This is a genomic window from Pseudomonas sp. SWRI68, from assembly GCF_014269165.1.
Taxonomy (GTDB): Bacteria; Pseudomonadota; Gammaproteobacteria; order Pseudomonadales; family Pseudomonadaceae; genus Aquipseudomonas; species Aquipseudomonas capeferrum.
Genome location: NZ_JABWRU010000021.1, coordinates 62,089 through 87,446, shown reverse-complemented (window position 1 = coordinate 87,446; position 25,358 = coordinate 62,089). Strand labels below are relative to the sequence as shown.

Genomic DNA, 25,358 nt, shown 5'->3' with positions numbered 1-25,358 from the left:
AGTTACTGCGCTCACAGCTGATACCTCTCATCAATCCAGCGCCCAGGCGCCAGAGCGGGTGTAGGTTCGGGTTGGGTTTCGTGCGGGGAGAGCTGGCGCTCGTTGCCGGCCCGGAGCTGGCTGTCGGGGATGCAACTGATCCCGACGCCGTTGAGGGTGTAGCAGGTGACGCCGCGCTTGCTGTCGTGCTGCACGTCGATGACGTTCTCGGTTGCGCTGGCGCCGGTGGCCAGCAGCAGGAGGCAGAGGGGAAGGCGGGTCATGGCGCCACCTCAGCAGCCTCGGGGATTTCCTCGAACGTGTAGGTCTTGATGACACGCTTCTGCACGCCTGTGACCTTGATGAACTTGGCTTCTTTGACCCAGGCCATTTCTACAGCGGCACCTTTGCGGGCGCTCCATCCACGCTGGATGCTTGGCCAGGCGGACAGATGCGCTGCCGTTAGCCTTCAGGCAGGGTGGTACCGCATATGAATTCCTTCGAGCCAAGGCGGTGTGACCCGTACTCAACGACGTACTCATCTCCAAGGCGCTCCGCCTCCGCCTTGGCTGTCTTCTGGTCTGCATAGACGTCGACAAAATGCCATGGATGTCTATCCCGCAGGACCCCCCACCCAAGCACCCAGCCCTCTTTGGCGGGGTCTGGAGGCAGATTTTTCGCTAAGCTGCGGATGCCCATATAGCGGTCCTCTGAAGCGATAGCTATTAAAGCGCCGGATTCACGAAGTTCTACAGCATTGAGGATCTTAGTTCCATATATGCATAGTGTGCTCGCGGGTCTACGCGCATCCCGGTATCGTCTATTGAGACGATCAACTCAGATCCAGACGTCGTTCAAAGCCGTCCGCTCACCCCCTTCATGGCCGGTATTCACCACGCCGCGTGGCTCGATCATCATCAGTTTCGCTTCCCCCTGCGCCGCTGTCCTGTGCTCCACCCCACGTGGCACGACATACAATTCGCCGGGGTTCACATACACGCAGCCCTCTGGCAGATCGATGCGCAAGGTGCCTTCAAGCACAAGAAACGCTTCATCGGTCTCCGGGTGCGAATGCCAGATGAATTCACCTTCGATTCGCACAACCTTGAACTGGTAGTCGTTCATTTCCGCGACCACCCTGGGGCTCCACTGCTGTTCAATCAGTGAAGCCTTCTGGGTCAGGTTCACAGGGCATGATGCGCGTTGCGTGTTGGCGTCGGACATGACGGATCCTCTGTAGTTGAGGTGATCAGCCTACCCAACCCAACGCACGCCGCTCTTGTACGATCCTGCAAGTCAGCGGGAAGGCCGCAAGCGTTCCAGCCAGCGCAATGGCGACACGCCATAGCTGCGGGTGAAGTGCCGTGTCATGTGGCTCTGATCGTGAAAGCCCGCAGCCAGTGCTGCATCGACCAGCGTGAAGCCATCCAGCATCAGCCGCCGAGCAGTGTCCAGGCGCCGCAGCGTGACAAAGCGGTAGGGGCTGGTGCCGTAAAGGGCGCGGAAGTCGCGTGACAAGCTCCATTGCTCGCGGCCGCTGGCCTGTTCGAGCATCTCCAGGGTGATGCCCTGTTGAAGGTGTTCCATGATGAACGCCCGGGCGCGCTCGGCCGAGCGGTAGTCCAGGCGTTTGCGGCCGCGGGGCTTGCCGCCGACCGCACGCAGCGCCATGGCCAGGTCATAGACGGCGTCCTGCTCCTCCAGCGTTTCCAGTGGGTGATCCAGTGCCTGCACGAAGGCTTCACTGGCGCGGTACAGGCGCGGGTCGCGGGTCAGCCCGCCGGCAATGAAGGGCAGTGGCTCACCGCTGAGCACGTTTTGAATCAGCGCCGGGTCGATGTAGGCCATCCGGTAGCGAAAGCCTGCATCCGTACCGGCCATACCATCATGGACTTCGTCAGGGTGGAGGACGAGCGTATTACCCGGTACGCCGTGGCACAGCGCCCCCTTGTAGTGAAAGCTCTGCACGCCGGCGAGGGTGCGGCCGATCGAGTAGGTGTCGTGACGATGCGGGTCGTAGCCATGGCTGCCGAACCATGCTTCGATCCGCTCCACGCTGCCGGGTTGAGCGCTACGTATGACCCAGTCCGAGGTGGCAGCGGGGCTTGCTTTTCGTACCATGAAGGGGCTTTCCTGCGAGTTACCTCGCGTGATGGTCACATGAAAACGGTCGCTTTCTGTAAGGCCGCTCTCAGCCAGAGGCCCTGAACCTCTAAAGCAGATCGGCAGTCCCATGCGCTGTCTGAAACAAGGTGTCGCAGACAGCGCATGGAACACGCCAACGAGACCATGGCGGTGTAGCTTTATGCAAGCTTGTCGAAGTGTGTGACATTTCGGTTGCTTTCTTTCAGCCACCCGAACATCCGCTTGGGTCAACATCCCACCGATCCAGCCTGGCCGCCCGCGTAAGATCGCTTCATTCTCTCCGCGCCCCTTCAGGGTGCGAAGTGGCCTGGAATAACAGCCTTCATGCACCAGCAGTGAGCGTCTAGTGGTAGCCACTACCCGGCATTCCGCTTGGATTACAGTTGGCGTGGAAGTTGCTGGCATTTTGATATCTGTGTCGCTTATGGTGAACTTAATGTCGCTTTCAAGTAGTTCCATGCAGTTGTCATCGAGCGAGCGAGGTTGGCTGCCCTGGTTCGGCAAAGCCGGCAAGTTCAGCATGAGGTGGGCGTGCCGCCTCAATCGTTCGAACTATGTAGAAATCGAGCAGACGTTCGAAGCCATTGCCCAGACGCGGGTGCAGTTGCTGCACAACTGGGCGCGCGAACAATGGGATCACCTGGCAGAGTTGGCGGAATGCCTGGCAGCAGACTTCGCTCATATTCAGCCCTCGGCATTACTCGACAAGCTGGCACAGGCCGAAGATTTTTCGGAACTGAGTGTGATTGACTGCACGGGCAACGTCAGGGTATCCACCTGGCCAAAGCGTGGCAGTACGCAGTGCGAGCAGCTCGCGGCGTTGGCCCAAGGCCTGAAAGCGCCATTTCTTCACGGGCCCTACAGCGACCCGATGACCTTGCAGATCGGCCCATCCTCGTCGCGTTTTCACGATGAGGTGACGCTGATGTTCTACCAGCCGATCAGGCACGCGGGCAACGTCCTGGGCTGCCTGTGTGGCCGGGTCCCCAATGATGTGCTGGGCGACCTGATTCAGCGCGAGGCCGGGCATATTTATGCCGAGTCGGGCGACAACTATCTGTTTATGGTGCAATCGCGTTTCGACCCGACCGTGCAACCAGGCACCGCCTTGTCCCGTTCGCGCTTTGAGGACGGGACGTTTACCCATGGCGAAAACCTCAAGAGCGGCGTGCGTACGCCCTGGAGCACGGTGCAGGTGCAGCGCCATACCGAGCTGGAGCTGCGCTTCACCGACCCCGCGACGCGTGAACTGCACCCCGGCGTGCGGGAAACCATCCGGCGTGGTACCAACCTGTTCGTGACTTACCCGGGTTATTCGGACTACCGCCATGTGCCGGTGGTCGGCAAGGGCGTGACCTTCCAGTTACCAGGGTCGCTCGACCGTTGGGGCATGATGTGCGAGGCCGACTTGGAGGAGGTCTATCGCCGCCGTTCGCTGAGCTACCGGTTGATGAAACCCTACGTGGCGACCATGGTTGGGTTGTTCGGCTGTAATTACCTGGTGCAGCATTACGCCGGATTGCCACAGGGGGTGAACGACGCCATCCAGGCCCTCAGCATGGTCGGTGCTACGCTGCTGTTCGGCGTGCTCGGGCCCAGGCGCCTGGCGGCCAGGTTGAACGGCATGAGCGGTGTGCTGCGTACCATCGCCGAGGGTGAGGGCAACCTGCGCCAGCGCCTGGACACTGGCGCCCTGGCCAATGACGAGAGTGGCGACATGGCGCGCTGGATCAACAGTTTCATCGACCGCCTGGACGCCGTGGTGGGGCAGGTGGTCAAGGCCAGCCGCACGGTTGGCAGCACCAACCAGATGATGCTCGGGCGCAGCCAGGAAGCGAGCGTGAGCTCTGTCGAGGTGGCCGATGCGGTGCACCAGATGATGATCATCATGGAGGAACAGCTCGGTGAGCTGCAGCAGGCTTCGGTCAGCGCCGAACACATGAAGCAGGCCATGGACGAGGTGGTCAGCCGCGCCCGCGAGCAGTACCTGGCTGTGCAGGCGGGCACCCAATCGATTCGCGATGTGGTGGCCCGCTCGGCCTCTAGTGTGCAACTGCTCGACAGCCGCATGGCGCAGATTGGCAATATCACCGGGCTGATCAGCGACATTACCAACCAGACCAACCTACTGGCGTTAAATGCCGCCATTGAGGCGGCACGGGCGGGCGAGCATGGCCGTGGGTTCGCGGTGGTGGCCGATGAAGTGCGCAGTCTGGCGGCCCGCACCGCACGGGCGGCCGACGATATCCGGCACATGGTCGAAGGCCTGCAGAACGAAACGCAGCAAGCGGTGAGTTTTATGGAGGAGGGCGTGCAGAATGTCGATGATAGTTTGCGCCTGGCCGAGGATGCGTCGTCGGAGAACGTGCAACTTCACCAGGCGGTGGAGGGCATGTTCGCCATCATCCAGCAGCTCAACCGCCGCAGCATCGAGTACGGCAAGACCATCGAACAGGTTAACCACTCCTCCAGCGAGATGCGCCAGACCGCAGTGGTGCTGCAAAACAGCGCGCAGAAGGTAAAGGTGGATGCCGGCAAGCTGCAGAAGCTGGTGGGGCAATTCGAGGTCAGCGGTGATGGCGAACGGGTCGCTGCTGCTTGAGCGCCGACGGCGCCTCACACAAGTAACCCAGAATTCGCGTAAAAGCGCGAATTCCGGGTTGTGCGCTGCCAATTAGAAGTAAGTAGTTATCCCTGCAAAGTACGCCCGGCCAGGCACGTAATAGCTGGTCGAGTCATCACGCGGGTCTTCATCCAGCAGGTTCTGCACGCCGACATTCAGGGTGAGCCAGTGGGTGGCTGCCCAGTTGGCGGTCAGATCGTACGTGGTGTACGGCTTGACGAAGTCGGTACCCAGGCCGCGTTGCTTGCCCACGTGCTGAGCTGACAATTCGGTACCGAACCGTTCGGTGATCTGCCAGTCGATGGCGCTGTACAACGACAGCTTCGGCGAGCTGATCAGGTCTTCACCGGTCGACAGGTTGCGGCTTTCGAGCATGTAGGTGGCATTGGTGCGCCAGCTGGCGTTTTCCCACAACGGCACTTTGGTGCTGCCTTCCCAGCCGCGGGTGCGGGCTTTGTCAGCATTTTCCAGCATGGTCCACCAGCGGCCCTGGAAATACCCCAGCGGCGCATACTCGATTTTGTCTTTGAAGTCGGTGTGGAAGTAAGTGAGGCTGGCCTCCCAACCGTCGCGGTCGAAGGAGACGCCAATCTCTTTGTTGGTGCTGATTTCCGGACGCAGGTTCGGGTTGCCTGCCATCCAGCAACTGCCGGTCACATAACCCAGCGGGCGCAATGATGTACAACCGCGACCGCCAGAGTTGGTCGCCGCGCCAGCACTGCCTTCTTTCAGGCTGGGGGCACGGAAGCCGCGTGACACGCCACCACGTACGGTCCAGTCAGGGTGAGGGTGATACACCACGTAAGCACGTGGGCTGTTGTGGTTGCCGTACTCGTCGCTGTGGTCGAAGCGGTTGCCCAACGTCAGCGATAGGTTGTCGAGCAGAAACAGTTCGTCCTCGATAAACAGCGCGGAATAGTCGCCTTCAAGGTCCGCGCCGCCCACCGCTGCCCCTTGGTAATCAACCGGTACGGTGCCCAGCGTGTCGGTGTTGGTCAGTTGCTCGCGTTTCCATTGGCCGCCAACGGTGAGGCGCTGGTTTACCAGCAGTTCAAACGGGATGTTAAGGCTACCCTCGACGATTTTTTCTTCGGAGTTGGCCTTGCCCTCGCTGAGTTCGTTGTCGAACTTGTTCAGGTAAGCGTCGATACGCGAGGTACCAAAGCCCCAGTCGCCGTGGTGAGAGACCACGAAGCTATCACGGGTCAGGCGCCCGGCACCAAAGCCCTCACCGACCGTATCACCCCAGTCGCCGAAGGTTTTCTTCGACGACCACGAACGCTCCACGCCTTGGATAGCCTCGAAGGACAACTCATGGTTGTCGTTGATCTGCCAATTAAGCAAGGCGTTGACGCTGTGGTCTTTGGAACCGCCGGCGCCGTCGTTGTAAACGAAGTCACCTAGTGCGTCGAGGCGCGGCTCGGCTTCGTCGGCAGCGCGCCGAGTAAGGTTGGCGCCCAGGCGCAGCCCCAGGGAGTCGGTGACAGGGCCAGAGAGGTTAACGCTGGTCTGGTTGGTCTGACCGCGGTCGGAGTCTTCTGGGATCGTGGTATTGACGTTGAGCGAGCCGCTCCACTCACGGGATACCTTGCGGGTAATGATATTGATCACGCCGCCCATGGCGTCAGAGCCATACAACGACGACATCGGCCCGCGCACGATCTCGATCCGCTCAATCATGTTCGGCGAGATCCAGTTGATGTCCTGGCGACCCAGATCACGGCGGTAGTTAGTGTCGGCGGAGCTGCCGATGCGTTTACCGTCCACCAGGATCAAGGTGTATTTGTCGTCAAGGCCGCGCAGTTTGATCTTCGACTGCTCGCCCACGGGGCCGTAACCCCCTGTGACGCCGGGGATGCGGCGTAGCAGGGTGTTCAGGTCGTAGACCGGCTGGCGCTCGATCTCTTCCCGGGTGATAACGCTGACGCTAGCCGGTGCGTCTCGCACATCAGTGCCGCCGCCCGTGGCGGTGACGAACGAGGCTTGCAGTTCTGTGGCGGGGAGCGGTTCAAGCTCGTGAATTTCCTCGGCCTGCACCGCAGTCGCGGCGAGCAGTGCGACGGTGAGCAGGGCACGGGAAAAAGGTGGGTATGGCATCGTGTAACTGTCCTTGTCGAGCGGTTGGATTCCAGGGGCAGAATGCAATCGGGGCGGGACATTAACGCAAACGAGAATCATTTAAAAGAAAATGTGAATAATAATTTACCTAGAATTTACAAAAATTGACTGTGGGGAGGGGGCTTGCAGGCAGGGGATCGCCAGGCGGGTACCTGCATTCCTGGGCGCTGTATGAGTCCGTGGTGGTAATTGAGTTGCAGGGCCGCTTTTGCGGCCCTTCGCGGGGCAAGCCCGCTCCCACAAGTGGTTACTTTTGAGTTTTCAGCATGCCCAGCTCGGCATCGTCGAGCAGGGCCTTGGCCAGGGCGCAGAGGTAGTGCGAGGCCCAAAGCAACTGGGGGTTGTCTTCCATCAGGCCGTCGATGGACAGGTCGCGGGCGTAGATGCCCTTAGTGCCGCGTTCCCGGCTCAGTCGGCATTTGCACCTGCGCCAATGCCACCTCAAGCAGTCTGCGCAAGGTTTCAAGCTCGTGCATCGAGGTCATGATCAACAAGGAGGAGGGCGACTTGGGTTGCATCAACATCGCCTGCTGGTCAACGGCTTCGGCACAGAGTGCGTAGTCCGCGGCCATCATGAGGGTGTCTTCCAGGGAGTGAAAATTGTAGGGTGGATCGGGGACTATCTTCAGCATCATTTGGTCCTCAATGGAGCGACCAGCGCTTGCTGTCAAACAAGTGGAGGCAGCTGTGTATGGGTTGACAGACCGGTGAAGACCAAACCGGCGCACACGAGGTGCCCCACACACAGCCGCCATAGGCACAGCTGGGTGTTTGGTCGTCATCAGCCTGTCAAAGCTAGTCGTTGATGTGCAACGACCGGGCGAGACTAAAATGCTGATAAAACGACCGCAACGAAAAACAGGCGCAGCGAGTATCTTTGGGAAATGGACTACAAGATAGGGTTTAAATCTGATTCTTAGGCCGTTCGCCGCAACAACTCGCAACGCTCGGGCTTCGAAACTAACCCGTGACAGGCATTCAAACCAAGGAAGGTCATGACTAACTTAAAATCCGCAAGCTCGCTCTTGTTGTTGCTGGCCATGACCACCCTGGCCGCGTGCGTCCCCTGGAAGCGCGAACGCGCCGCCTACGCGGACCTCTGCCAATCCGAGTTCCAGTTCAAAGTACCTGGCCCGCAAGGCGAGACCACCCTCTACCTGGAAACGTACCTCTACGACCACGCCGCCCAGTGGAGCGACCGGCCATTTTCGCAAGGCCTGCACGTCAACTACCCCGGCGAGAAATACTCGCGGCCGGAGTTCTACGTACAGCTCATCGCCTACAACAAAAACCGCCAGCGCCCCTCATCCACCTCCAACCGTGGCGAGCCGCCGATCCCGATCCTGTACGACAGCCGCCAGGCCTATATCACGGTCGAAGACGGCTCGCGTCTGAATGCGCGGCCAGAGGTCTACCTGGGCATCGACAAGACCTACGACTTTCCGCTCGTGTACCCGTCCTCAGCACGCCCGTCGCCCTACGACATCAACAGCGACGAAGTGCACCGCAACATCCCTAAAATCACCAACAACAAACGCTACGGCTCCGCCTATGTGATTTTCCAGACGGACAAGTTCAACGCCGATGCCAAGTGGACCATTCACCTGGGCGCATTAGAGGCCCAAGGCCGCAAACTGCCGATCCCACCCATCGAGCTCTGCTACCACCCCGTGAAGAAGTGGATCGGTATCGAGCCTTTGATGCGGCCATGAAGTAATGCATTGACCGACAATGCAAAGCCTGTGTACGGCGAGCCGGTCTTCACCGCGCAGGCGTGAGCGGCCAGCGTCGTACATTCGCTTGAACTGTCCAACTGCAGGGGTGCCTAACGTTCATCAACCTGAGGGCAGCACGATGACTGAGCGCAAAGACGATACGCAACAAAGCCAGGTACCGGCGCATTCCACGGAAGAGGAAAAGGCCAAGCTCAAGGACAAGAACAAGGACGGTATCCCCCCGGGCGCTGAATGAGGCCGGGGCGTTCGGTGTAGTCGTGCACCCCGGTTTGAAGCGCCAATAGGCGCTGCGGGGGCACGCTCTCTCTATTGAGGCGTTGGCACGCAAACTGGAGAACTATCATGGCAATTGATCACAACGGCCCCGATGCGCCCTATGCAGGCCCAGAAGAAAAAGCACCTGACGTCGGCGCGGCCCATGGGTCAGGGCTGGAGCAGACTGAGTCTGAACCCAAACAGGGCGCGGGCGAAAAATGGTCCGAGAAACGACCGGAAGACTGGAACCCTCCACCCGGCGACCCAGGCTCGGGTCAGGACGCCCAGGATGACGCGGCGCAAAAGGCTGGCCCTGATGAAGGCGAAGTACCATTGCCGGCGGACGATGAGTCGCCGATTGAGGAAGAGATGAGGGATGTCGACGCCAACAATTCAGTGTCCAGCGAGCATCCGTAAGCTCGCTGGGTGACCCAGCGTTTCTTCCGAGGCGTACAGCGATGAACAGTGATCACACCGCGCAAGGCGGCAGCAACCGTGACCTGCCCACTTCGCCCGACCCTGCCGTGAACCCGGACAGCCCTACAGTCCCGAACCCTGATGACGACCCGCTGATGAATGAGCAAGAGGGCGCAGATTGGCCAGCGCGTGATGACGCCACGGACGAGGAACGGCAGAGCGTTGAACAGCCCTATGAGTATCAAGCCCCTCGTAAACGATCGGATTGAACGTTTCAGCACGCTGTACCGTCGGTACTTCCAAGTCGTTTGCATTTGGAGGTACTCACCATGAAATACCGCGCACTTGGCAATACCGGCCTGCTGGTTTCGGAACTGGTCATCGGCACAGTCCCGTTCGGCGGCCGGGGCGCATTCGAAAAAACCGGCAGCGTGGATGTAACGCTGGCGAGGCGTATGCTCGACATGGCCTTCGACGTTGGGGTCAACCTGGTAGACACAGCGGACCTTTACTCCCACGGCCTGGCCGAAGAAATCGTCGGCCAGGCGCTGGGGCAGCGGCGCCAGTCGATCATACTGGCCACCAAAGCGCGCAGCCCGATGGGCGACAACCCCAACGACAGCGGGGCTTCGCGCTATCACCTGATCCGCGCCTGCGAGGCGAGCCTCAAGCGCCTGGGCACCGACCATATCGACCTCTACCAGATTCACAATTGGGATGGCATCACGCCAGTTGAAGAGACGCTGTCGGCGCTGGAGCAATTGGTGCAAAGCGGCAAGGTGCGATATTTCGGCACCTCCAACTACACCGCGTGGCAGATGATGAAAACCCTCGGCACCGCCCAGCTCAAGGGCTGGCAGCAGCCGGTTACCCAGCAGATCTACTACACCCCCGAGGCGCGCGAGGCCGAGTATGAGCTGCTGCCGATGGCGCTCGACCAGGGCATCGCCACACTGGTGTGGGGGCCGCTGGGGGAGGGGTTGTTGACCGGCAAGGTACGGCGCGGGCACAAGACCCCGAGCGGCACGCGCCAGGGCAATGACTGGCCAGAGCCCTACGTGCACGACCAAGAGCGCGCGTACGACATCATCGAGGCACTCATCGAGGTGGGGCAGCGCCATGGCTGCTCGCCGGCGCGGGTGTGCCTGGCCTGGCTCAAGGACCGGCCCGGTATCACCAGCGTGATCACGGCGGCGCGCACGGCCGAACAGTTGCACGATAACTTGCAGGCGGTGGAGCTGCTGCTGACCGCCGAAGACCAGCAATTGCTCGAGCGGGTGACGCGGATTGCGCCGCAGTATCCGTACTGGCACCGGATTGCGGCGGGCATGGACCGAATCGACCCGGCCGAGGCGCCGTTCATTGAGTTGCATCGGCAGACCATGAAGCAGCAGAAACAGTAATTGCTTGCGCCATGAGGCCGTGCCTGGCGTAGAGGTGCCACCTCTTTCAGGTCACGACGCCCGTGGGGCTCCCTGACGGTTAGTCGTTGTGCTCGGCTACTCGCCCCCCTGCGCTCAATAAGTGCGCGTGCAATTGCGAGGTCAGCATTTCAATCCTCTCGCTCATCTGCTTGGTGGCTTCGGTCAAATGGGTATTCACCTCCAATAGCTGCTGCAATTGTTTACTGTGCGTCTCAGCATCGCGCTGGCGGCGTTGGTTGGCCATGGCAATGGCCTCGCGGTGGCGGGCATCTGCCTCGGAAGAGGCCTTGTCACGATCGGCCTGGCGGGTTTGAGCGAGCAGAATCAGGGGCGCCGCATAGGCTGCCTGTAAGCTGAACGCCAGGTTGAGCAGAATGAAGGGGTAGGGGTCGAAATCGGACAGCCCTGACAGGCTGATGCCCACCCAGATCAGTACCACGAGTGACTGTGACCCTAGAAACAAGGGCGTGCCAAAGAAGCGGGCGAAGGCTTCTGCCTTGCGGGCGAACGCGTCGTTGCCAAACACCGGTTGCATGTGCGCATGGGCGCGGTGAAACCTGAGATGGTCGACGTGTTCGGAAGGCTCGCAGACAGAGGGCTGTGCAGGTTTGGAAGGGTCCATCGGCGGGCTCCGGATGGCTGGGGCATGTCCAAACTAGCTTAGCCCGCAGCTACGCAATGGCCGCATGGCCTAAAGTTCAGTAAACCGCTTCACTGAAAAAGGTGTCGTAATGGCCAAGTTGCACGTGTTGATTGCCGCAGTAACCTCAGTGGCGCTGTTAGTGGCCCCTGGCGCTTCGTATGCCGACCCGGGAAACGGTAACAGCAATAACAAAGGGCACGGACAAGGTAAGGGGCAGGGCCAGCATTCCCAAGGGCAGGGCAATGCTGGCGGTAAAAAGTCGAGCTCGGGTGGCGGTGACTGGCACGGCGGGCCAGCAATCGACCGAGGCGATGTGCTGGGCATCTTGAGTGGCCATCGCAGCTATTGGAGCCCAGGCCCTGCATTGCCGCCTGGCATTCAAAAGAACCTGGCGCGCGGCAAGCCGTTGCCGCCGGGTATCGCCAAGAAGCTGGATGGCCGGTTGCTGGGGCAACTGCCTCATTATGAGGGCTACGAGTGGGTGCAGGCGGGGGTGGACTTGCTGCTCGTGGCGGTCGCGACCGGGATCATTTATGAGGTTGTGAACGGGGCGTTTGATTGAGTTGCCGCAGTTAAAGCGGCCAGCGACGCATCTGGCTTGATTGGCGCCCCCATAGCGTTGCTGAATTTAAATGAGAAGGGAGAATTATTGCACATGGATTTGAAGGTTCAATTAGATGGAGTTCAAGCAGGGATACAGGGCCGCGTTCTCCAGACGGTGGCGTAAATTTTGGGAGTGCCTGAAGTATGCTGTGCTCGCCGCGATTGCGCTTGCTCCGTTCCTTGTGGTTGGCGTCTTTCGCTATGATCTTGAATATCTGATGCTTTTGACAGTGATCGTGCCCATTTTTGGTACCTTGGCAGTCAATTCATTGGTTAATTATGTAAGGGTTGGCTGTGCGGAAGAACGTATGAAAGAGCAACGCATGCATACACCGCTTATTAATCTCGAGCATTTGGGCAAGGCCGTAGCTCGGCATCGAGCTTAGGATGCAAAGTAACAGGACTTGGCTCAAGTGGCTAAGTGCTCTGGCGTGGCTCGGAAGAGCCACGACTACTTATGTTAATATCGTGATTTTTCAGATTGAGAACATGCATTTAAATCACTGCCCTATCACCCGCTTCTGCATCACAATCGTACGTTCCTCGCCATAAAACGCATCCCGCACCTTGCAGAACCCCAAGCCTGCATAGAACCCTTCAGCAGTAACGGAAGAGGGCACTCGCAACCCTTCCAGCCCTCGGGCAATCGCTTCATTTTCGATCACCTCCATCATCTGCTTGCCGACCCCATGCCCCTGAAATTCAGGGTCAACGAACACACTCCTGACCACATCTGCGTCAAGGCTGGCGGTGGCAATCACTTGGCCCTCATTCAATGCCACGAATACCAGGCGTCGAGTGAGCAGTTCAAGAATGGCGTTTGCGCTAAACGATGCTTCCACGCGCAATATCGTGCCGGCATCGTAGTCAGCTGCGTTCGACCGGCGTAATGCAGCTATCACGACGCGGCTTATGTCCTCGGCATCTTCTGGTTTCGCCAAGCGGATATGGCAGTTCATCACTCGGTTCCTTGTGTAGTGCCTGCTGTGCAGATCAGAACATATTTTTTGCACTGGCGGGGTATGGCACCGGCGTTGCCGGTGTTCGCGGGGTGAACCCGCTCCTACAGGCAGTGTGGAAGCGTCATAGAGGAAGTTGATAGCAAATCGCTACCCTCTGTATTCCAAAATAAACGAAGCCCCCTGTCAAAACGCTCCTACTCTCTCCGTCGATGGACCAACCTGCCCCCCGGAGCAAATCATGGAAAGATTAGCGTCGTCGCCCCCGCACGCCCGTACCCCCGTCACCGTCGTCCCAGAATCGCGTTTCATGCAGAACTACCGCGTGGCCAGTGCGGTGCACGGTGGCAGCTCGGCATCGGCCATCGTCAATGGCCGTGGCGATGTGGAGCTGTTCACCAGTGGCAGCAATACCGAGGTCTGGAACATCTACCCCGACCCGCAAAGCACCACGGCCAACAGCGCGACAGCCACCGGGCTGACCGGTGAGGTGATCGCCACCGGCCTGACCCCGAGCGGCGACATCGTGCTGTTCGCCGCCCAAGGCACCAACCTGCTGTACTGCGTCGAGCAGCCCACATCGGCGTCGCGCTGGTCGGCGGTGAAAATGATCGACGTGCCGTTGCCTTCCAATGCCATCCGCATTGCGCGTATCACCACCACGCGCATCAACAACAAGCTGTACATCGGGGTGCTGATCGAAGCCAAGGGCCTGGTCGGCACGCTGTACAACTTCAGCTGGGGCGTGTGGGCTGGGCGTGCACCGGCCTCGCTCAATGGCACCACCTTGCAGTTGCAGACCCTCAACGCGGTGTGGACGGGCAACAGCGACGCCAATGTGGCGTTCTCGGTGTTCGACACGGTCATCCTCGAATACACCCTCAGCACCGGGCAACTCGACCGGCCGGCGATTGCCGCCAACTTCCGCAGCCTGGATGTGGCGGCGGCGACCGATGAGGTGGGCAATACCCAGGTGCTGGCCGTTCTTTCCGATGGCAATGCCTATTGCCTGGTCGGGGGTGGCAAGCAGCCGTACAGCTGGGCGCAGTTGACGGTGGCGTCGTCGTTCAAGCAGGTGGCCGTACTGCCTTCGCGCCCGGCGCTGAATGCGCTTTTGCTGGGCGTGGACAATACGCTGTACCACGCCAGCCAAAGCGCCCCTTCAGCCACCGGCTGGTCGCAGCCGACGCCGATATACAACGGCGTGCAGTCGTTTCAGGCGACGGTGGAAGACGGCGGGCTGGCGGTGTTCGCGATTCAGGCGCAGCAAAACACCGTCACTCAACTCACCCGCGAAACCCTCAGCGGTAACTGGAATATTGCGGCGCTGCAGGTGCAGGCGAGCGGCAAGATCGAGGACTTCGCTTCGTACAGCACAGATGTCACGTTGTTCAGTGAAGTGGGCACGCCACTGGCCGATACGCCGGTCGAAGTATGGACCGAGGAGCCGTCGCGGCTGGCCATCAATGGTGGGGTCTACTACGCCACGCCGCGCCGGCCGGTGCGGTTGCTGACCAACAGCGCCGGGGTGCTGTCGATTGCGCAGCAGGTCAGTGCGTTGGCGGCTCCGGCGATTTTGGTGGCGGTGCCGTCGTTGATGTCGCCCGGCGAGCGCATCGAGATCCGTCAGGATGCCGAGGTGCAGGACAGGCTCAGCGTCACCACGGGCGAGGAGTTGATGAACGCCAAGCTGGCCGGTGGTGCGCCGTTGCTGCGCGATCAGTACCACAAGCAGGAAACCGCCAACGCGGTGGCCGAGGCGGTCAGCCGCAGCATGCAGTTGGCAAGCCCGCTGTACCGCAAGGCTTCGGCGGCAACGCCGTATGTAGACCCGCGCCGGCCTCGCGCTGGGGTTTCGTTGCGTAGCGATGCGCTTGCAGGCGCGCGCTTGCTCGACCTGGCGCTGGTGCCGGAGCAGCACTGGCATTTGAGTGTGCAGGATGGCGAGGTGCGCTTTACCGATTTGTCCGCCGATGCGGCGTCGGGGCTGCTGATGGCCTTGCGCAGCAGTTCGCTGTCGGGTGGGTGGTTCAGTTGGTTGACCGACATCGGTGATTTTATTGCCGGGGTCGCCCAGGGCATCATCAAGGTGGTCGATTTTGTGGTGACCACGGTCAGTGCTGGGATACAGGCGGCGTTTCACTTTGTGGTCGACGGCGTCACCTACCTGTTCGAAACCCTGGTGGACACGGTCGAGAAAGCGTTCGACCTGGCCGAGGCGGTGTTCTCGGCGGTGAAGGTGTTCTTCCAGCAGCTCTACGAATGGCTGGCATTTCTGTTCAACTGGGGCGACATTCTGCGCACCCATGACGCCATTGCTCACATCGTCAACACCGGCTTCGACTTCCTGGTCGGCGCCACCGGGGGTATCCAGCGTATCGTCGATGGCAGCATCAACACCTTGCAAAGCCAGTTGCAGCAGTGGTTCGCCGAGGCCCGCAACACCTTGGCCGGCAGCTACAGCCTGGGTGGGTACGAGCAGGCCAATACGCCGGATGACCCGGCCACGTCCAAGGCGGTGGCCAACAACATCGTCTACAACGGGCTGATCAACAACGCACCGGCCGCGCAGTCGAGCATGGCTGCCGCGGCGCTGATCCAAGAGACCGACGGCCCGTTCACCCAGTTCATGGAGGCGCTGGCGAACTTGGTCGACTTTACCGAGTCGTCCCAGGCGTTCGCCCAGGCGCTGGTGTACCTGCAAGACCTGGGCACGGCGCCGGACGAGATCTTCCGCAAGCTGCTGGCAGCGCTGATGAGCGTGGTCGAAGGGGTGCTGCAGGCGGTGCTGTCGGGCGTGCAGGCGGTGATCGATGCGATGCTGAAAACGGTCGCGACGCTGATCGCGGGCCTCAAAACGCTGATGAACGCCAAGTGGAACATTCCGTTTGTCAGTGACCTGTACCGGCTGATCACCAACGGCTCGGACCTCACCACCCTGGACTTGATGTCGCTGGTGCTGGCGGTGCCGGGCACGGTGCTGTTCAAGATCCTGCAAAACAAGGCGCCGTTCCCGGACCAGGCGAGCGTGCTGCGCTTCAAGGCCGCGTTCAATGCTGACACGCTGCTCACCGCCACCGGGTTCAAGCCGGCTGGCCGACAGGTGCTGGCGCAGGCCGAGGATGGCTGGAGCGGTTGCCTGCCGCGCGACCTCGCGCTGCTGACCGGGGTATTGGGCTCGGTGGCCTACTTCTTCTACGGCAGCCTTACTGCCCTGGGCGACATCATGCCACCGGAGGCAGGGCCGCCAGCGATCGTCGCCTACGTCGCGCTCACCCTGGAGACCGCTGCGCAATTGTGCAGTTGCCCGTGGATCTTCTCCAGCGGCGTGCCTGGCTGCGCCACCGCCGACGGCGCCAGCCGCACGCTGTGGATCTACACCTGCGTAGGCGTGCTGCTGGACGGGATATTTGTGCTGGGCGCCAACAAGATGCCCGAAAACCGCGACGACATGGGCGTGGTTGCGACCTTCCTGTATGGCCTGGGCCACCTCGGTGCAGCCATCCCCGCATCGCTTGGGCAAAGCGCCTCGGTCGTGGCGCTGAACATCGTCCCTTGCCTGCCGGAAGTGTGCAAACCCTTGCGTCTGAAACGGGTGGTACTGGCTACCGAAGGCCTTTCGCTGGTGGGCCAGGCGGCCCTCGATGTGATCTGTTACACCTCGACCACGGTGCTCAATGTGGTGTCGGTGTCTGCTGCAACCCAACCCACCCTCGTCGATGCCAGTGCGCTGCGCACCGGTACTCGTTCGATGTAGTCAAAAAGGAGTTTGGCAATGTTGATCGTAACCAAGAACCCACCCGTGGTCGGCCATGGCCAGGTGCTGCGCGGGCCGTCCGTGCAGGCACCTAGCCGGATAGCCGCCTTGCAAGGTGCCTACGACAAAGGCATCTACCTGCGCCCCAACCTGAGCAGCGAAGGCACGGTGCCGGCCAGTTCGCCCTTGTCGGCATCGCCCGATATCTGGATCGCGGGCACCCAGCCAGTGGCCAACTTCCAGACCGCGTTGGCCACGCCGAACAGCTATGCGCAACAGTCGCCTGGCACCATTACCCAAGGCACACCCAATTACATCTATGTACGCGGGCGCAATGGCGCTGCCGTCAGCAGCTCGACCAAGGTGCTGCTGTACGGCGTACCCTGCGCCTCCATTCAGTGGCCCAGCGAGTGGGCCAAATACGGCATCCCCACGGACCGCGACCACCCGGACGGCACGAACCCGCATTACGACTCATCGATCGTCAACCTGGCATCGTCGAGTATCGGGGTGACGGCCGACACCTTTGTCTGGAGCAACCCGCAACCGCCAACCGGGGGCAGTGACCACTATTGCTTCATCACCTGGATGAACAACGCCGGTAACCCGTTCCCGGATGTGTTCTCGCAACTGGACATGGCTGCGCTGATCACCAACAACCTGCAGTTCGGCTGGCGCAACGTGTCGATGCAGTCCGGGCGTTCGCCCACCCGGCAAATGGCCTCGCAGCTGATCATCCCCAGCGACGTGACCGCAGGCAGCCGCGAGTACTCGTTGCAGGTCACCAACATGGGCTTCCCGACCACGGGCTGGACCCTGTCGATGAGTTGCAGCCAGCTGGACTCGAAGGGCAACAAGATCGCCATCGACAACGTCGCCATGCCTGCCTTGGGGCAGTTCGTTGGCGTGCGCTGCACACTGTCGCCGGGCTTCAGCGCGCTGCTCACCCTCAACCTGTACAAGAACAACGGGCCCGACTCGCAGCCGGGCGCCTCGATCGACATCACCCCGACGTACTTCTCCGACGGCTCGCCGCAGGAGCTGCAAGAGGCACTGGACCGGGGCCTGGTGGACTTCGCCATGTCGCATGCCCTGCACCGGGCCTATGCCGGCACCGAGGCCGCCGATATTCGTCCACGCCCGGTGGTGCCGCTGGGTGCTGACGGCTTGCACGTCATTTGATGATTACAGGGAGTTAAACGTCATGAGCGAAACAGTCGTCAATTTGTTCAGCAGCAGCAGCCAGCCCGCCAGCCAGACGCTCTACCTGCGCAACAACCTGGCTTCCACCGGCAGTGTGCCGTTCAAGGGGCCGCTGGGCCTGTGCCCGGACATCATCCAGAGCGACCAGCCGGTGGACAACGCGCAAAGCGTGTTCAGCACGGTCAGCAGTTGGGAGCAGGCCTACAACGTGCAGCCGGTCGCCGCCGCGCGCAACTACTACTACCTGCGTGGCATGAACGGCGGCAGCGAGACCGAGAGCAATGCGCTTTCCCTGTACTTCGCGCCGGCCCAGGTGTTGTTGCTGCCGGCAACGTTCAGGGGCAACGCGCTGACCACGGTCGATGGCCTGGACTGCACGCAGGCCAGTGCACCAGCAGGGCATATCGGTGTAGGTGAGCAGGCCTTCCTCTGGAAGCCGCCGGCCTTGCCGGCTGACAGCTACTTCAACCTGATTGCCCAGGTGAGCGCGGGTGCCCATCCTGACCCGCTCCCGCAGGTGCGGGACTGGCTCGACCTGGCCAAGTTCATTGGCCAGACCCCGACCTTCGGCATTCGCTCCCAGGCGCTGGTCAGTGACGACCCGTGGGTACGCCGTCAGCAACTGAGCGTGCCGGCGAACTTCACCACCGCGCCAATCACCATCACCCTGTCCGCAAGGGGGCTGGCCGGTACCCGGGTGAGCGTATTGTGTGACACCGTGACCCCGCTACAGACCCCAGTGCTGCTGGGGCCACTGACGCTTGGCAGCGATGGCACGCAAACCGGTGCGGTGTTCATTCTGCCAGCCGGCTATTCGGCCAACCTGGCCGTGCAGTTCTGGAACCCGGACAAGCAGAAGGTCGAGCCGGGCGCGAGCTTGTCGGTGACCTTTGGCTACCCGATCAACCCAGGTGCGGAACTGGAGCGGGCGATAGCCGACAACCTGGTCAACCTTCACCTTCACGGTGCGCTGGATGACAAGGTCAGTGCGTCGATCCAGCCCAAGGCCATGGCGATTGTGAGCCAACTGACGTTCACCTTTGTCTAGGTGTCGTTAAGCGTTCAGCCAGTGGTGCCCGTGTTTCCACCAAGCGGACACCACTGGTCTTGCCAGGCGCCCTGTTCGCCACCCCAAACGGCACGTGCACCATCGGCAAATCCCCCGCCGGCGATTGCAGGTGGCTGCGCTGGTCATCAAAAAACACATGGGGTTTGAGAATCGACAGCACCCGGGGTTTTTCCATCCCGCCAAGGAAGAAGCATTCGTCCGGCGACACCCCCCAATCCTTCAGCGTGGTTACCACCCGCTCGTGCGACGGTGCGTTGCGCGCGGTGACGATGGCAATGCGCAGGATGCGTGTGTAGTCAGGGTCTTGTGCCAGCTTCTGGTCTTCGAGCGTGCGAATGTGTGAAAGCTTGCGGTAAAGGTCGGCCAACGGCCCGGGCTGGTGGGGGATGGCTTTGCGTGCTCGCTCATGGGCCTGGAAGTCGTCCAGGTTGTCATTCTGCTTGTACACGCTCTCTGCCTCGTCATCGGCAATTACCCCGTCAAAGTCGAACGCCACGCGCAGTTCGGTATCGATCTCGTCGTCATAGATGCGCGTCGGCAGCACCAGGCCGGCCGGGTAGCTGGCGTCGATGGCGCGCTGCACATCGTCCTCGTTGGCGCTGAGAAACAATGAGGCGTTGAACGCCGGGATGTACTCGTGGGGCGAGCGGCCGGACATGAACGCGGCGCGGGTGATGTCCAGTGCGTAGTGGCTGATGGAGCGAAACACCCGCAAGCCGGTCTCTGGCGAATTGCGCGAGAGCAGCACCACTTCCACCGGCAGTTGATCGGGGAATGCCTGGTTGATGCTGAGGAAGCGGCGGATGAAAGGGAAGGCGACCCCTTTCGGGAACGGTTCATCCAGGTTCTGCTCCTGGTGCTGGCGGTAAGCCTCGACGCCTTCGGTCTTGTAGATGTCGTCAGACACGGTGAGGTCGAAGAGTGCGCTGGAGGCCACGCCGATGACCAGTTTGTGTTCGATGGGGTAGGGCATGAACGTGCTCCGTGAAGGGTGCTGGTAACGAGTATACGGGCATGCAGGCGGGGCAGGCCTCAACCTTCCGGCACCAGCCCCAGCAGCAGTTGCACCTGGCGGCGCAACTGGCTCACATGCTCGCGCTCGGCGCGCAGGGCAGACCGCAACTCGTTGTTCTCCTGCTTGTGAATGCGCGCGGTTCGCTCCAGTTCGCGATCGCCCTGCAGCAGGTTCCACATTTCACCCTGGCGGGCATGTGTCAGGCAGGCAATCAGCAGGGTGATGCCGGTTGTGCCAAGCAGGGTGATTTCGAGGGCGTCCATGGTTGCTTCCTTGAGTAGTGGCGGTTTGCCTGTAGCGGGAAGATATGTCTAGTTTGGCTACATGTCTATATTGGAGACTTGTACAGGTAAAGGAATGGTGCAGGTTTCACTGGTTTATTCAGGGCAGTTGAAGGGGGGATGACAGGCGAGATGGCAGTGTGTTTTGCCCGCATGGGCGCAGCTTGCGGGGCGTGGGCGCAGTACCAGGGGGGTGCGCGTCGCCAAGGTGGCCTGGGCTGCATATGCCTGGTTAGTTTACATATCAAGCCAGCCTTGAATTAAAACTGGGTGGACACGTAGTATTAAGCGACACGTCAATTGGCTGAGCATGCACTACTGCTCCTCACGCAGGAAACCGTATGAAACGCACGCAACGCATGGAGCAAACCCGTTGGGACCTGGCCCTGCGCTACCGCCTGATTGAAACGGTGGTCTGGTGGGAAGGCCGCCTGACCACCAATCATCTGATGCAGAGCTTCGGCATCAGTCGTCAGCAGGCCTCGAAGGACATCAACACCTACATCAACGACTACGCGTCGAAGAACCTGGTGTACGACAAGCAGATCAAAGGCTACGTGCCGACGCGGCAGTTCAAACCTTTGTTCATCGACGACAGTGCCAGCGCCTACCTCGACCTGCTCAACCAGAACAACGAGCGCGCACCACACATCGAAGGCCTGGCGTTGGCCTACGCCCACACCGAGGTGCTCAAGGTTCCGGACCGCTCGGTCAAGCCCGAGGTGCTGCGGCCGCTGCTCAAGGCCTGCCGCGAGAAGCGGCGCCTGGATATCGAGTACGTGTCGTTCAAAAGCCCGGAGCCCGAAGGCCGTACCATCGCGCCGCATACCCTGGTGTACACCGGGATGCGCTGGCATGTGCGGGCCTATTGCGAAAAAAACCGCATGTACCGCGACTTCGTCCTCAGCCGTTTGCGCGGTGTACCAGAGCTGCACGACGCTGAAACTGAAAACGGCATCGAGCATGACCTTGAGTGGAACACCCCGGTCGATGTGATCTTCAAGCCGGACGAGCGCCTGACACAGGCGCAGCGGGCCATCATCGAGGTGGACTTTGGCATGGCCGACGGCCAGTTGCTGGTGCGCAGCTCGCAGGCCCTGGTGAAGTATGTGGTCAAGCGCTTCCAGGTGAACCCCAACGTGCATGATGCAAGGCCCGAGGCGCAGCAGTTGGTGCTGGCGAACAGGGCGGAGCTCAAGCCGTGGTTGAACCTGGACTGAATGCACAGTGCCGCAGACAGCAGAAAATCTTCTTGTAGGGTGTAGTGAACAGATGGATCGAAACACGTTTCTTGCGCAGCCGGATGTGCGTGGCTTCATCGAATGGCTTCAGGTCAACTTGCCGACACTGGATGTGCACCTGCGCTTCAAGCCCAGCCATCAGGTCAAGGGCGGCCTGAATCAGCGGGTGGTGGGTATCGAACAGGTGCTGGCGCTGTATCGCTGGGGCAGTGCCTGGCAGGATGCACAAACCGGGCAGTGGGTCACGTCCATGGACTGGGCCAGCACCACCGCTTCGTTGCAGCTTTTGCGCAGCCGGTTGGCGGCAGCGTTGGCGTCAGGCTGCGATGATGCGGCCTACAACGCCTGCTGCGCCGTACTGAAGTGGGGCGGTGTACGCGGGGCCATCCCGTTCCTGGGGGCGCTACGCCAGCAACAGCAACTGGTGAGTTACCTCAAGGCGTGCAGACCGTTGTTCGACCTGGGCGCAGGCCAAACGCTCTCTGCGCTGAATGCCGGCAGCATCCAGCGCTTCGATGCGGGGCTGACCAAGATCCACTCGCTGATCGACACCACCGGCTCGCCCATCTACGACAGCCGGGTCGGCGCCGCCATTGCCATGCTCTATGCGCTGTACCGCCAAGGCAAAACCACCCCAGCGCAATTGCGTTTCCCGTCTGGCGGGGCACGCGGTGACCAAGTGCGTGACCCGGGGGCGCTGGGCTTTGCAAAAGCACCGCAGTTCTTCACCAAGGCGGTGCCGGGGTATGCGTGGGCGCGCAGCCAGGTCGAGCTGGGGTGGATCATCCAGGCCACACTGGCGGGCGCTGGGCAGCTGTTCGAAGGTTCGCTGCAGGCGCGTAGCCACAGCTTCGAAGCGGCGTTGTTCATGCTGGGTTATGACCTGCGCTGCCTGCTTCCAGAGGCTGCCTATGCGCCCGCGTCCAGTGAAGGCGCCGGGGGCGGCAGCACCCGCTCGACCTGGGTGCCGACCAGCGTGACCTTCCCGCAGGTGTTCATCGACTATCTGCACTGCAGCCAGGCTGCCGGGCACAGCGTAAGCCTGAAGGACTTCCGGCAGTGGCAGGTCGAGGTCAAGGGCCGCACGGCCAACACTGCACAAGCGTACTGTGCACCTTTGCAGCCACGCGAGTTCGACCTGGTCAGTTTCAACCTCGAGCAACTCGCGTGCATCGCGCAGGGGGGCGCGCCAGGGTTGGAAGTGCTCAGTGGCGGCGTTGCGCAGTTCATTGCAGGTGACGAGTACGAGCAGGTCTATCTGACCAACGTGTACCTGAGTGGCAAGGTTGCCGAGCTGGCGCTTGAGCATTCGGTATCGCCTGCCGAGTTGCTGGTGCGCTCAGGGTTAGCAGGCAACCCTGATACTGCGAAACCTGAAACCGCGAAGCTGATTCTGCGCACGGGCCGTGCACTGGGAGAGCATTTTGGGTTACTGGAAAACCAGCGGCCGACGGACTTGTTCAAGGCCTTTTTTGGCGAAGCCTTGACGGATCTGGACGATCAGTTGATGGCTGTCTGAGCCAGCTGGGGCCGCGAAGTGGCCCCACAGGTTTCAAAGCCAGCAGCAAACAGACCATTAGCTTTGCCATTATTAGGCCGCTATGTATAATCCCGCCAAAACCCGCATCCCAGAGCGTTTTTACAGGGATGGTCAGCTTCTTGATGCGCTTCTAATAGAGACCCTCCAGCCGCACTGCCCGCCACTGCATAACCCCGTTACACCCCGGCCAGTACTGAGCGTTGGCGAAGCCATGCCCAGCACCAGCCCGCACGCATTTCTACAAGGATATTCATGAAAAAGCGTTTCGTTCTCTGTGCCCTGGCGTCCGCCTTGGCCGGCTGCAACTCCGAATACAACTTCGACGAAGTCACCAGCTACACCGGCACTGTCGGTTCGCCACATGCGCTGTACCTGGAGCGCAAGTCCGGCGAGCGGCTCAATGGCACCGTGGTGCACAAGGTAGGTGACCGGGTACTGCAGTCGTTCAAGGTGGAAGACGGCAAGGCGGTCGGGGAATGGAAGGAGTTCGACCAGGATGGCAAGCTGCTGGTCGAAGGCCAGTTGCAGGACGGTGCCTTCGTCGGCCCCAAGAAAACCTGGTGCAAGGGTGAATTCGCCGACCATCTGGAAAACGTTCTGACCCTCGAAGGCGGTCGCCGCAGCGAGCAAAGCTACGACTGCGCCACCGGCCTGCAGGTCGCTGACAGCACGGTGCTGCCGACCGTTGATTTCCGCAAGCCCTCCATCCGTGTCGGCACCCAGCGCGAGTGGCGGGTCATCGACGGCGAGCAGAAGCTCACCCTGCTGGAAACCTTTGCCAGTGACGGTACCGGCAAACTCGATGGCCCGGTGGAGCACTATGACTACAAGGGCAACCTGAAAGACCGCGCCACCTACAAGGCCGGCGAGCTCGAAGGCGTGCGTGAGACTTGGACGGCGTTCACCGATGGCACGTCGGTACCGGCCAGCAAGGTCACCTACAGCGCAGGCAACAGAAACGGCCTGTCCGAGATGTACTTTGTCCGCGGCTGGCCGGCCGGCACGGTGGCGGAGAAGGGCAGCTACAAGGACGACAAGCAAGTGGGCGTGTGGGTCAGTTATCAGCCTGGGTATGCCCAGGTGCGTGATATCGACAGCCCGCCAGACACCTCGCCCATGGCCATGCGCGTATGGGATGCCGCACAAGGCCAGGCGCGCAATTCGGACTGGGCGAAAGAGATCAAGGACCTGGACGCCTTTGCCTACCTGCTCAAAAGCTCCGGCATCAACGTCAACCAACGTATCCATCATGAGAACAAGCCGCTGATCGTCGGCGCCGCCGATAATGCCTATGACTACCTGGTATCGATTGGCGCCGACCCGATGGGCCGGGATGTCAACGGCAACACCCGCCTGATCGACTGCCTGGCAGGTAGCGACTACAACAGCTGCAGCTTCGCCCACATGATCACCCTGGCCGGCAAGGAAGACCTCAAGGCCCACAACGTCTATGGCGATACCGCGCTGTCGACCTTCTGCAAAAAAGCCGGCGAGCTGCAACGTCGCCGTGGCGCGGGTCAGCAACCTGAAGCGCTGTTCCAGGCACTGCTCAAGGGCAGTGACGTGAACGCCAAGGCCTACGGTGGCGAGACGGCCCTGCACGCCTGCATGGCCCAGCGCGACCATAGCTACGCCGAGGCGTTGATCGCGGCTGGCGCGAACTTGAATGCGGCGGATGTCGATGGCACCACGCCCGTGGCCGCAGCCTTCTTCGACGGTTACAACCTGGCTGCAGGCGGGCACCGCGTAAGCTGGTCGGACAACGTGATTCGCTTCGCTGCCAGCTACCAGGGCAAGTCCGACTTCACCTTCGACACGCCGCTGGCAGGGTTCGGCAAGTCCATTCGCCAGCTGGTGCTGGAGAACGGCGATACCGCCTCGGCGATGTTGATCGACTCCCTGGTGGGTACCGCCAAGGGTTGATTGCCGTTCTGGCGGCACCCGGCTTTGGCCCAGGGCGCGAGGCGTGCCGCCGCCTCTTTAGATGAATGACTGACAAGGAATACCTATGCGTCGCTTCAAATACGTGCTGGCAGCATTGCCATTCTGTGTACTGGCTGGCTGCGGCAACGATGCGCTGGATGGCACCTACGAGGCCGAGACCACTGTGATGGGCTTCAGCGCAGGCAAGCAGACGGTCGAGTTCTCCAGTGACTACATCGTCTCTGCGGGCAACAAAATCAAGGTCGACGAGTGGGAGCGCAAGGACGATGTGGTCGTGGCCCGTGATGCCAACGGCGTTGCGCTGATCAACGTGCGCGTGCTGGATGGCGGCAAGCGTCTGGAGTCGATTGGCGGCAACAACATGGCCAAGCAGGTGTTCGTGCGGGTGGATTGATCGCCCGCGTCT

At 61.0% G+C, this 25,358-nt stretch carries 24 protein-coding genes; 14 read left to right on the top strand and 10 right to left on the bottom strand.

Annotated features, from left to right (window positions below; all coding sequences use genetic code 11):
- Positions 1-11: 11 nt before the first annotated feature.
- The 4 genes from HU770_RS22850 to HU770_RS22840 all read right to left on the bottom strand — a co-directional run bounded on the left by HU770_RS22850 (position 12) and on the right by HU770_RS22840 (position 2,100).
- On the bottom strand, positions 12-263 hold the full coding sequence (locus tag HU770_RS22850; RefSeq protein ID WP_186665674.1) for a hypothetical protein: 252 nt from the start codon (positions 261-263) through the stop codon (positions 12-14).
- 178 nt (positions 264-441) lie between these two features.
- Entirely contained in the window at positions 442-678 is a 237-nt protein-coding gene (locus HU770_RS27165) for a hypothetical protein (RefSeq protein ID WP_238338635.1), read from the bottom strand.
- Between the two features lie 138 nt (positions 679-816).
- Positions 817-1,203 (bottom strand): cupin domain-containing protein, encoded by a 387-nt coding sequence (locus tag HU770_RS22845; RefSeq protein WP_047581975.1) that lies wholly within the window; start codon positions 1,201-1,203, stop codon positions 817-819.
- A 72-nt stretch (positions 1,204-1,275) separates the two neighbouring features.
- Complete coding sequence (locus HU770_RS22840; protein ID WP_186665672.1) at positions 1,276-2,100, bottom strand: AraC family transcriptional regulator; 825 nt, start codon at positions 2,098-2,100, stop codon at positions 1,276-1,278.
- Positions 2,101-2,560: 460 nt separating this feature from the next.
- Here HU770_RS22840 and HU770_RS22835 point away from each other — a divergent pair, with 460 nt between their 5' ends.
- The gene (locus HU770_RS22835; protein ID WP_186665670.1) at positions 2,561-4,726 is read left to right on the top strand and encodes a methyl-accepting chemotaxis protein; all 2,166 of its coding nucleotides are present in this window, start codon (positions 2,561-2,563) and stop codon (positions 4,724-4,726) included.
- A 72-nt stretch (positions 4,727-4,798) separates the two neighbouring features.
- Here the strand turns inward: HU770_RS22835 and HU770_RS22830 are convergent, their stop codons facing one another.
- Entirely contained in the window at positions 4,799-6,844 is a 2,046-nt protein-coding gene (locus HU770_RS22830) for a TonB-dependent receptor (RefSeq protein WP_186665668.1), read from the bottom strand.
- A gap of 410 nt (positions 6,845-7,254) precedes the next feature.
- Positions 7,255-7,497 carry a hypothetical protein gene (locus HU770_RS22825; protein WP_186665660.1) on the bottom strand — a complete coding sequence of 81 codons (243 nt, stop codon included), beginning with the start codon at positions 7,495-7,497 and terminating at the stop codon, positions 7,255-7,257.
- A gap of 363 nt (positions 7,498-7,860) precedes the next feature.
- On the opposite strand from HU770_RS22825, the gene HU770_RS22820 reads away from it, so the two are divergent.
- The 4 genes from HU770_RS22820 (at position 7,861) to HU770_RS22805 (ending at position 10,676) form a co-directional block, all read left to right on the top strand.
- Positions 7,861-8,577: a hypothetical protein gene (locus HU770_RS22820; RefSeq protein WP_186665658.1), complete on the top strand. Its 717-nt coding sequence runs from the start codon at positions 7,861-7,863 to the stop codon at positions 8,575-8,577.
- 366 nt (positions 8,578-8,943) lie between these two features.
- Entirely contained in the window at positions 8,944-9,273 is a 330-nt protein-coding gene (locus HU770_RS22815) for a hypothetical protein (protein ID WP_186659779.1), read from the top strand.
- Between the two features lie 41 nt (positions 9,274-9,314).
- Complete coding sequence (locus tag HU770_RS22810) at positions 9,315-9,542, top strand: hypothetical protein (RefSeq protein WP_186659777.1); 228 nt, start codon at positions 9,315-9,317, stop codon at positions 9,540-9,542.
- A gap of 60 nt (positions 9,543-9,602) precedes the next feature.
- A complete protein-coding gene (locus HU770_RS22805; protein ID WP_186659775.1) occupies positions 9,603-10,676 on the top strand; it encodes an aldo/keto reductase in 1,074 nt (357 codons plus the stop codon).
- 79 nt (positions 10,677-10,755) lie between these two features.
- Here HU770_RS22805 and HU770_RS22800 read toward each other — a convergent pair whose 3' ends face one another.
- Complete coding sequence (locus tag HU770_RS22800) at positions 10,756-11,319, bottom strand: DUF1003 domain-containing protein (RefSeq protein ID WP_186665656.1); 564 nt, start codon at positions 11,317-11,319, stop codon at positions 10,756-10,758.
- 109 nt (positions 11,320-11,428) lie between these two features.
- Here HU770_RS22800 and HU770_RS22795 point away from each other — a divergent pair, with 109 nt between their 5' ends.
- Together HU770_RS22795 and HU770_RS22790 are read left to right on the top strand one after the other, a co-directional pair.
- Positions 11,429-11,902: an anti-virulence regulator CigR family protein gene (locus HU770_RS22795; protein WP_186665654.1), complete on the top strand. Its 474-nt coding sequence runs from the start codon at positions 11,429-11,431 to the stop codon at positions 11,900-11,902.
- A 115-nt stretch (positions 11,903-12,017) separates the two neighbouring features.
- Complete coding sequence (locus HU770_RS22790) at positions 12,018-12,329, top strand: hypothetical protein (RefSeq protein WP_186665644.1); 312 nt, start codon at positions 12,018-12,020, stop codon at positions 12,327-12,329.
- 114 nt (positions 12,330-12,443) lie between these two features.
- Here HU770_RS22790 and HU770_RS22785 read toward each other — a convergent pair whose 3' ends face one another.
- Positions 12,444-12,902: a GNAT family N-acetyltransferase gene (locus HU770_RS22785; RefSeq protein WP_186665642.1), complete on the bottom strand. Its 459-nt coding sequence runs from the start codon at positions 12,900-12,902 to the stop codon at positions 12,444-12,446.
- 241 nt (positions 12,903-13,143) lie between these two features.
- Here HU770_RS22785 and HU770_RS22780 point away from each other — a divergent pair, with 241 nt between their 5' ends.
- Genes HU770_RS22780 through HU770_RS22770 form a run of 3 tightly spaced genes read left to right on the top strand, consistent with a single transcriptional unit; the run spans position 13,144 to position 18,910 of the window.
- The gene (locus tag HU770_RS22780; protein WP_186665640.1) at positions 13,144-16,659 is read left to right on the top strand and encodes a hypothetical protein; all 3,516 of its coding nucleotides are present in this window, start codon (positions 13,144-13,146) and stop codon (positions 16,657-16,659) included.
- 18 nt (positions 16,660-16,677) lie between these two features.
- Positions 16,678-17,841 (top strand): hypothetical protein, encoded by a 1,164-nt coding sequence (locus HU770_RS22775; RefSeq protein ID WP_186665638.1) that lies wholly within the window; start codon positions 16,678-16,680, stop codon positions 17,839-17,841.
- A gap of 22 nt (positions 17,842-17,863) precedes the next feature.
- Positions 17,864-18,910: a hypothetical protein gene (locus HU770_RS22770; RefSeq protein ID WP_186665636.1), complete on the top strand. Its 1,047-nt coding sequence runs from the start codon at positions 17,864-17,866 to the stop codon at positions 18,908-18,910.
- Here HU770_RS22770 and HU770_RS22765 read toward each other — a convergent pair.
- Both HU770_RS22765 and HU770_RS22760 read right to left on the bottom strand, forming a co-directional pair.
- Positions 18,897-19,904: a 5'-nucleotidase gene (locus tag HU770_RS22765; protein WP_186665634.1), complete on the bottom strand. Its 1,008-nt coding sequence runs from the start codon at positions 19,902-19,904 to the stop codon at positions 18,897-18,899. The genes HU770_RS22770 and HU770_RS22765 overlap by 14 nt on opposite strands.
- Positions 19,905-19,963: 59 nt before the next feature.
- Positions 19,964-20,209 carry a hypothetical protein gene (locus tag HU770_RS22760; RefSeq protein WP_033697075.1) on the bottom strand — a complete coding sequence of 82 codons (246 nt, stop codon included), beginning with the start codon at positions 20,207-20,209 and terminating at the stop codon, positions 19,964-19,966.
- Positions 20,210-20,568: 359 nt separating this feature from the next.
- On the opposite strand from HU770_RS22760, the gene HU770_RS22755 reads away from it, so the two are divergent.
- The 4 genes from HU770_RS22755 (at position 20,569) to HU770_RS22740 (ending at position 25,346) form a co-directional block, all read left to right on the top strand.
- On the top strand, positions 20,569-21,447 hold the full coding sequence (locus HU770_RS22755; RefSeq protein ID WP_033697079.1) for a WYL domain-containing protein: 879 nt from the start codon (positions 20,569-20,571) through the stop codon (positions 21,445-21,447).
- 52 nt (positions 21,448-21,499) lie between these two features.
- Entirely contained in the window at positions 21,500-22,987 is a 1,488-nt protein-coding gene (locus HU770_RS22750; RefSeq protein WP_186659751.1) for a hypothetical protein, read from the top strand.
- A gap of 273 nt (positions 22,988-23,260) precedes the next feature.
- The gene (locus tag HU770_RS22745) at positions 23,261-24,931 is read left to right on the top strand and encodes a hypothetical protein (protein WP_033697082.1); all 1,671 of its coding nucleotides are present in this window, start codon (positions 23,261-23,263) and stop codon (positions 24,929-24,931) included.
- Between the two features lie 85 nt (positions 24,932-25,016).
- Entirely contained in the window at positions 25,017-25,346 is a 330-nt protein-coding gene (locus tag HU770_RS22740; RefSeq protein WP_033697085.1) for a hypothetical protein, read from the top strand.
- Positions 25,347-25,358 lie beyond the last annotated feature (12 nt).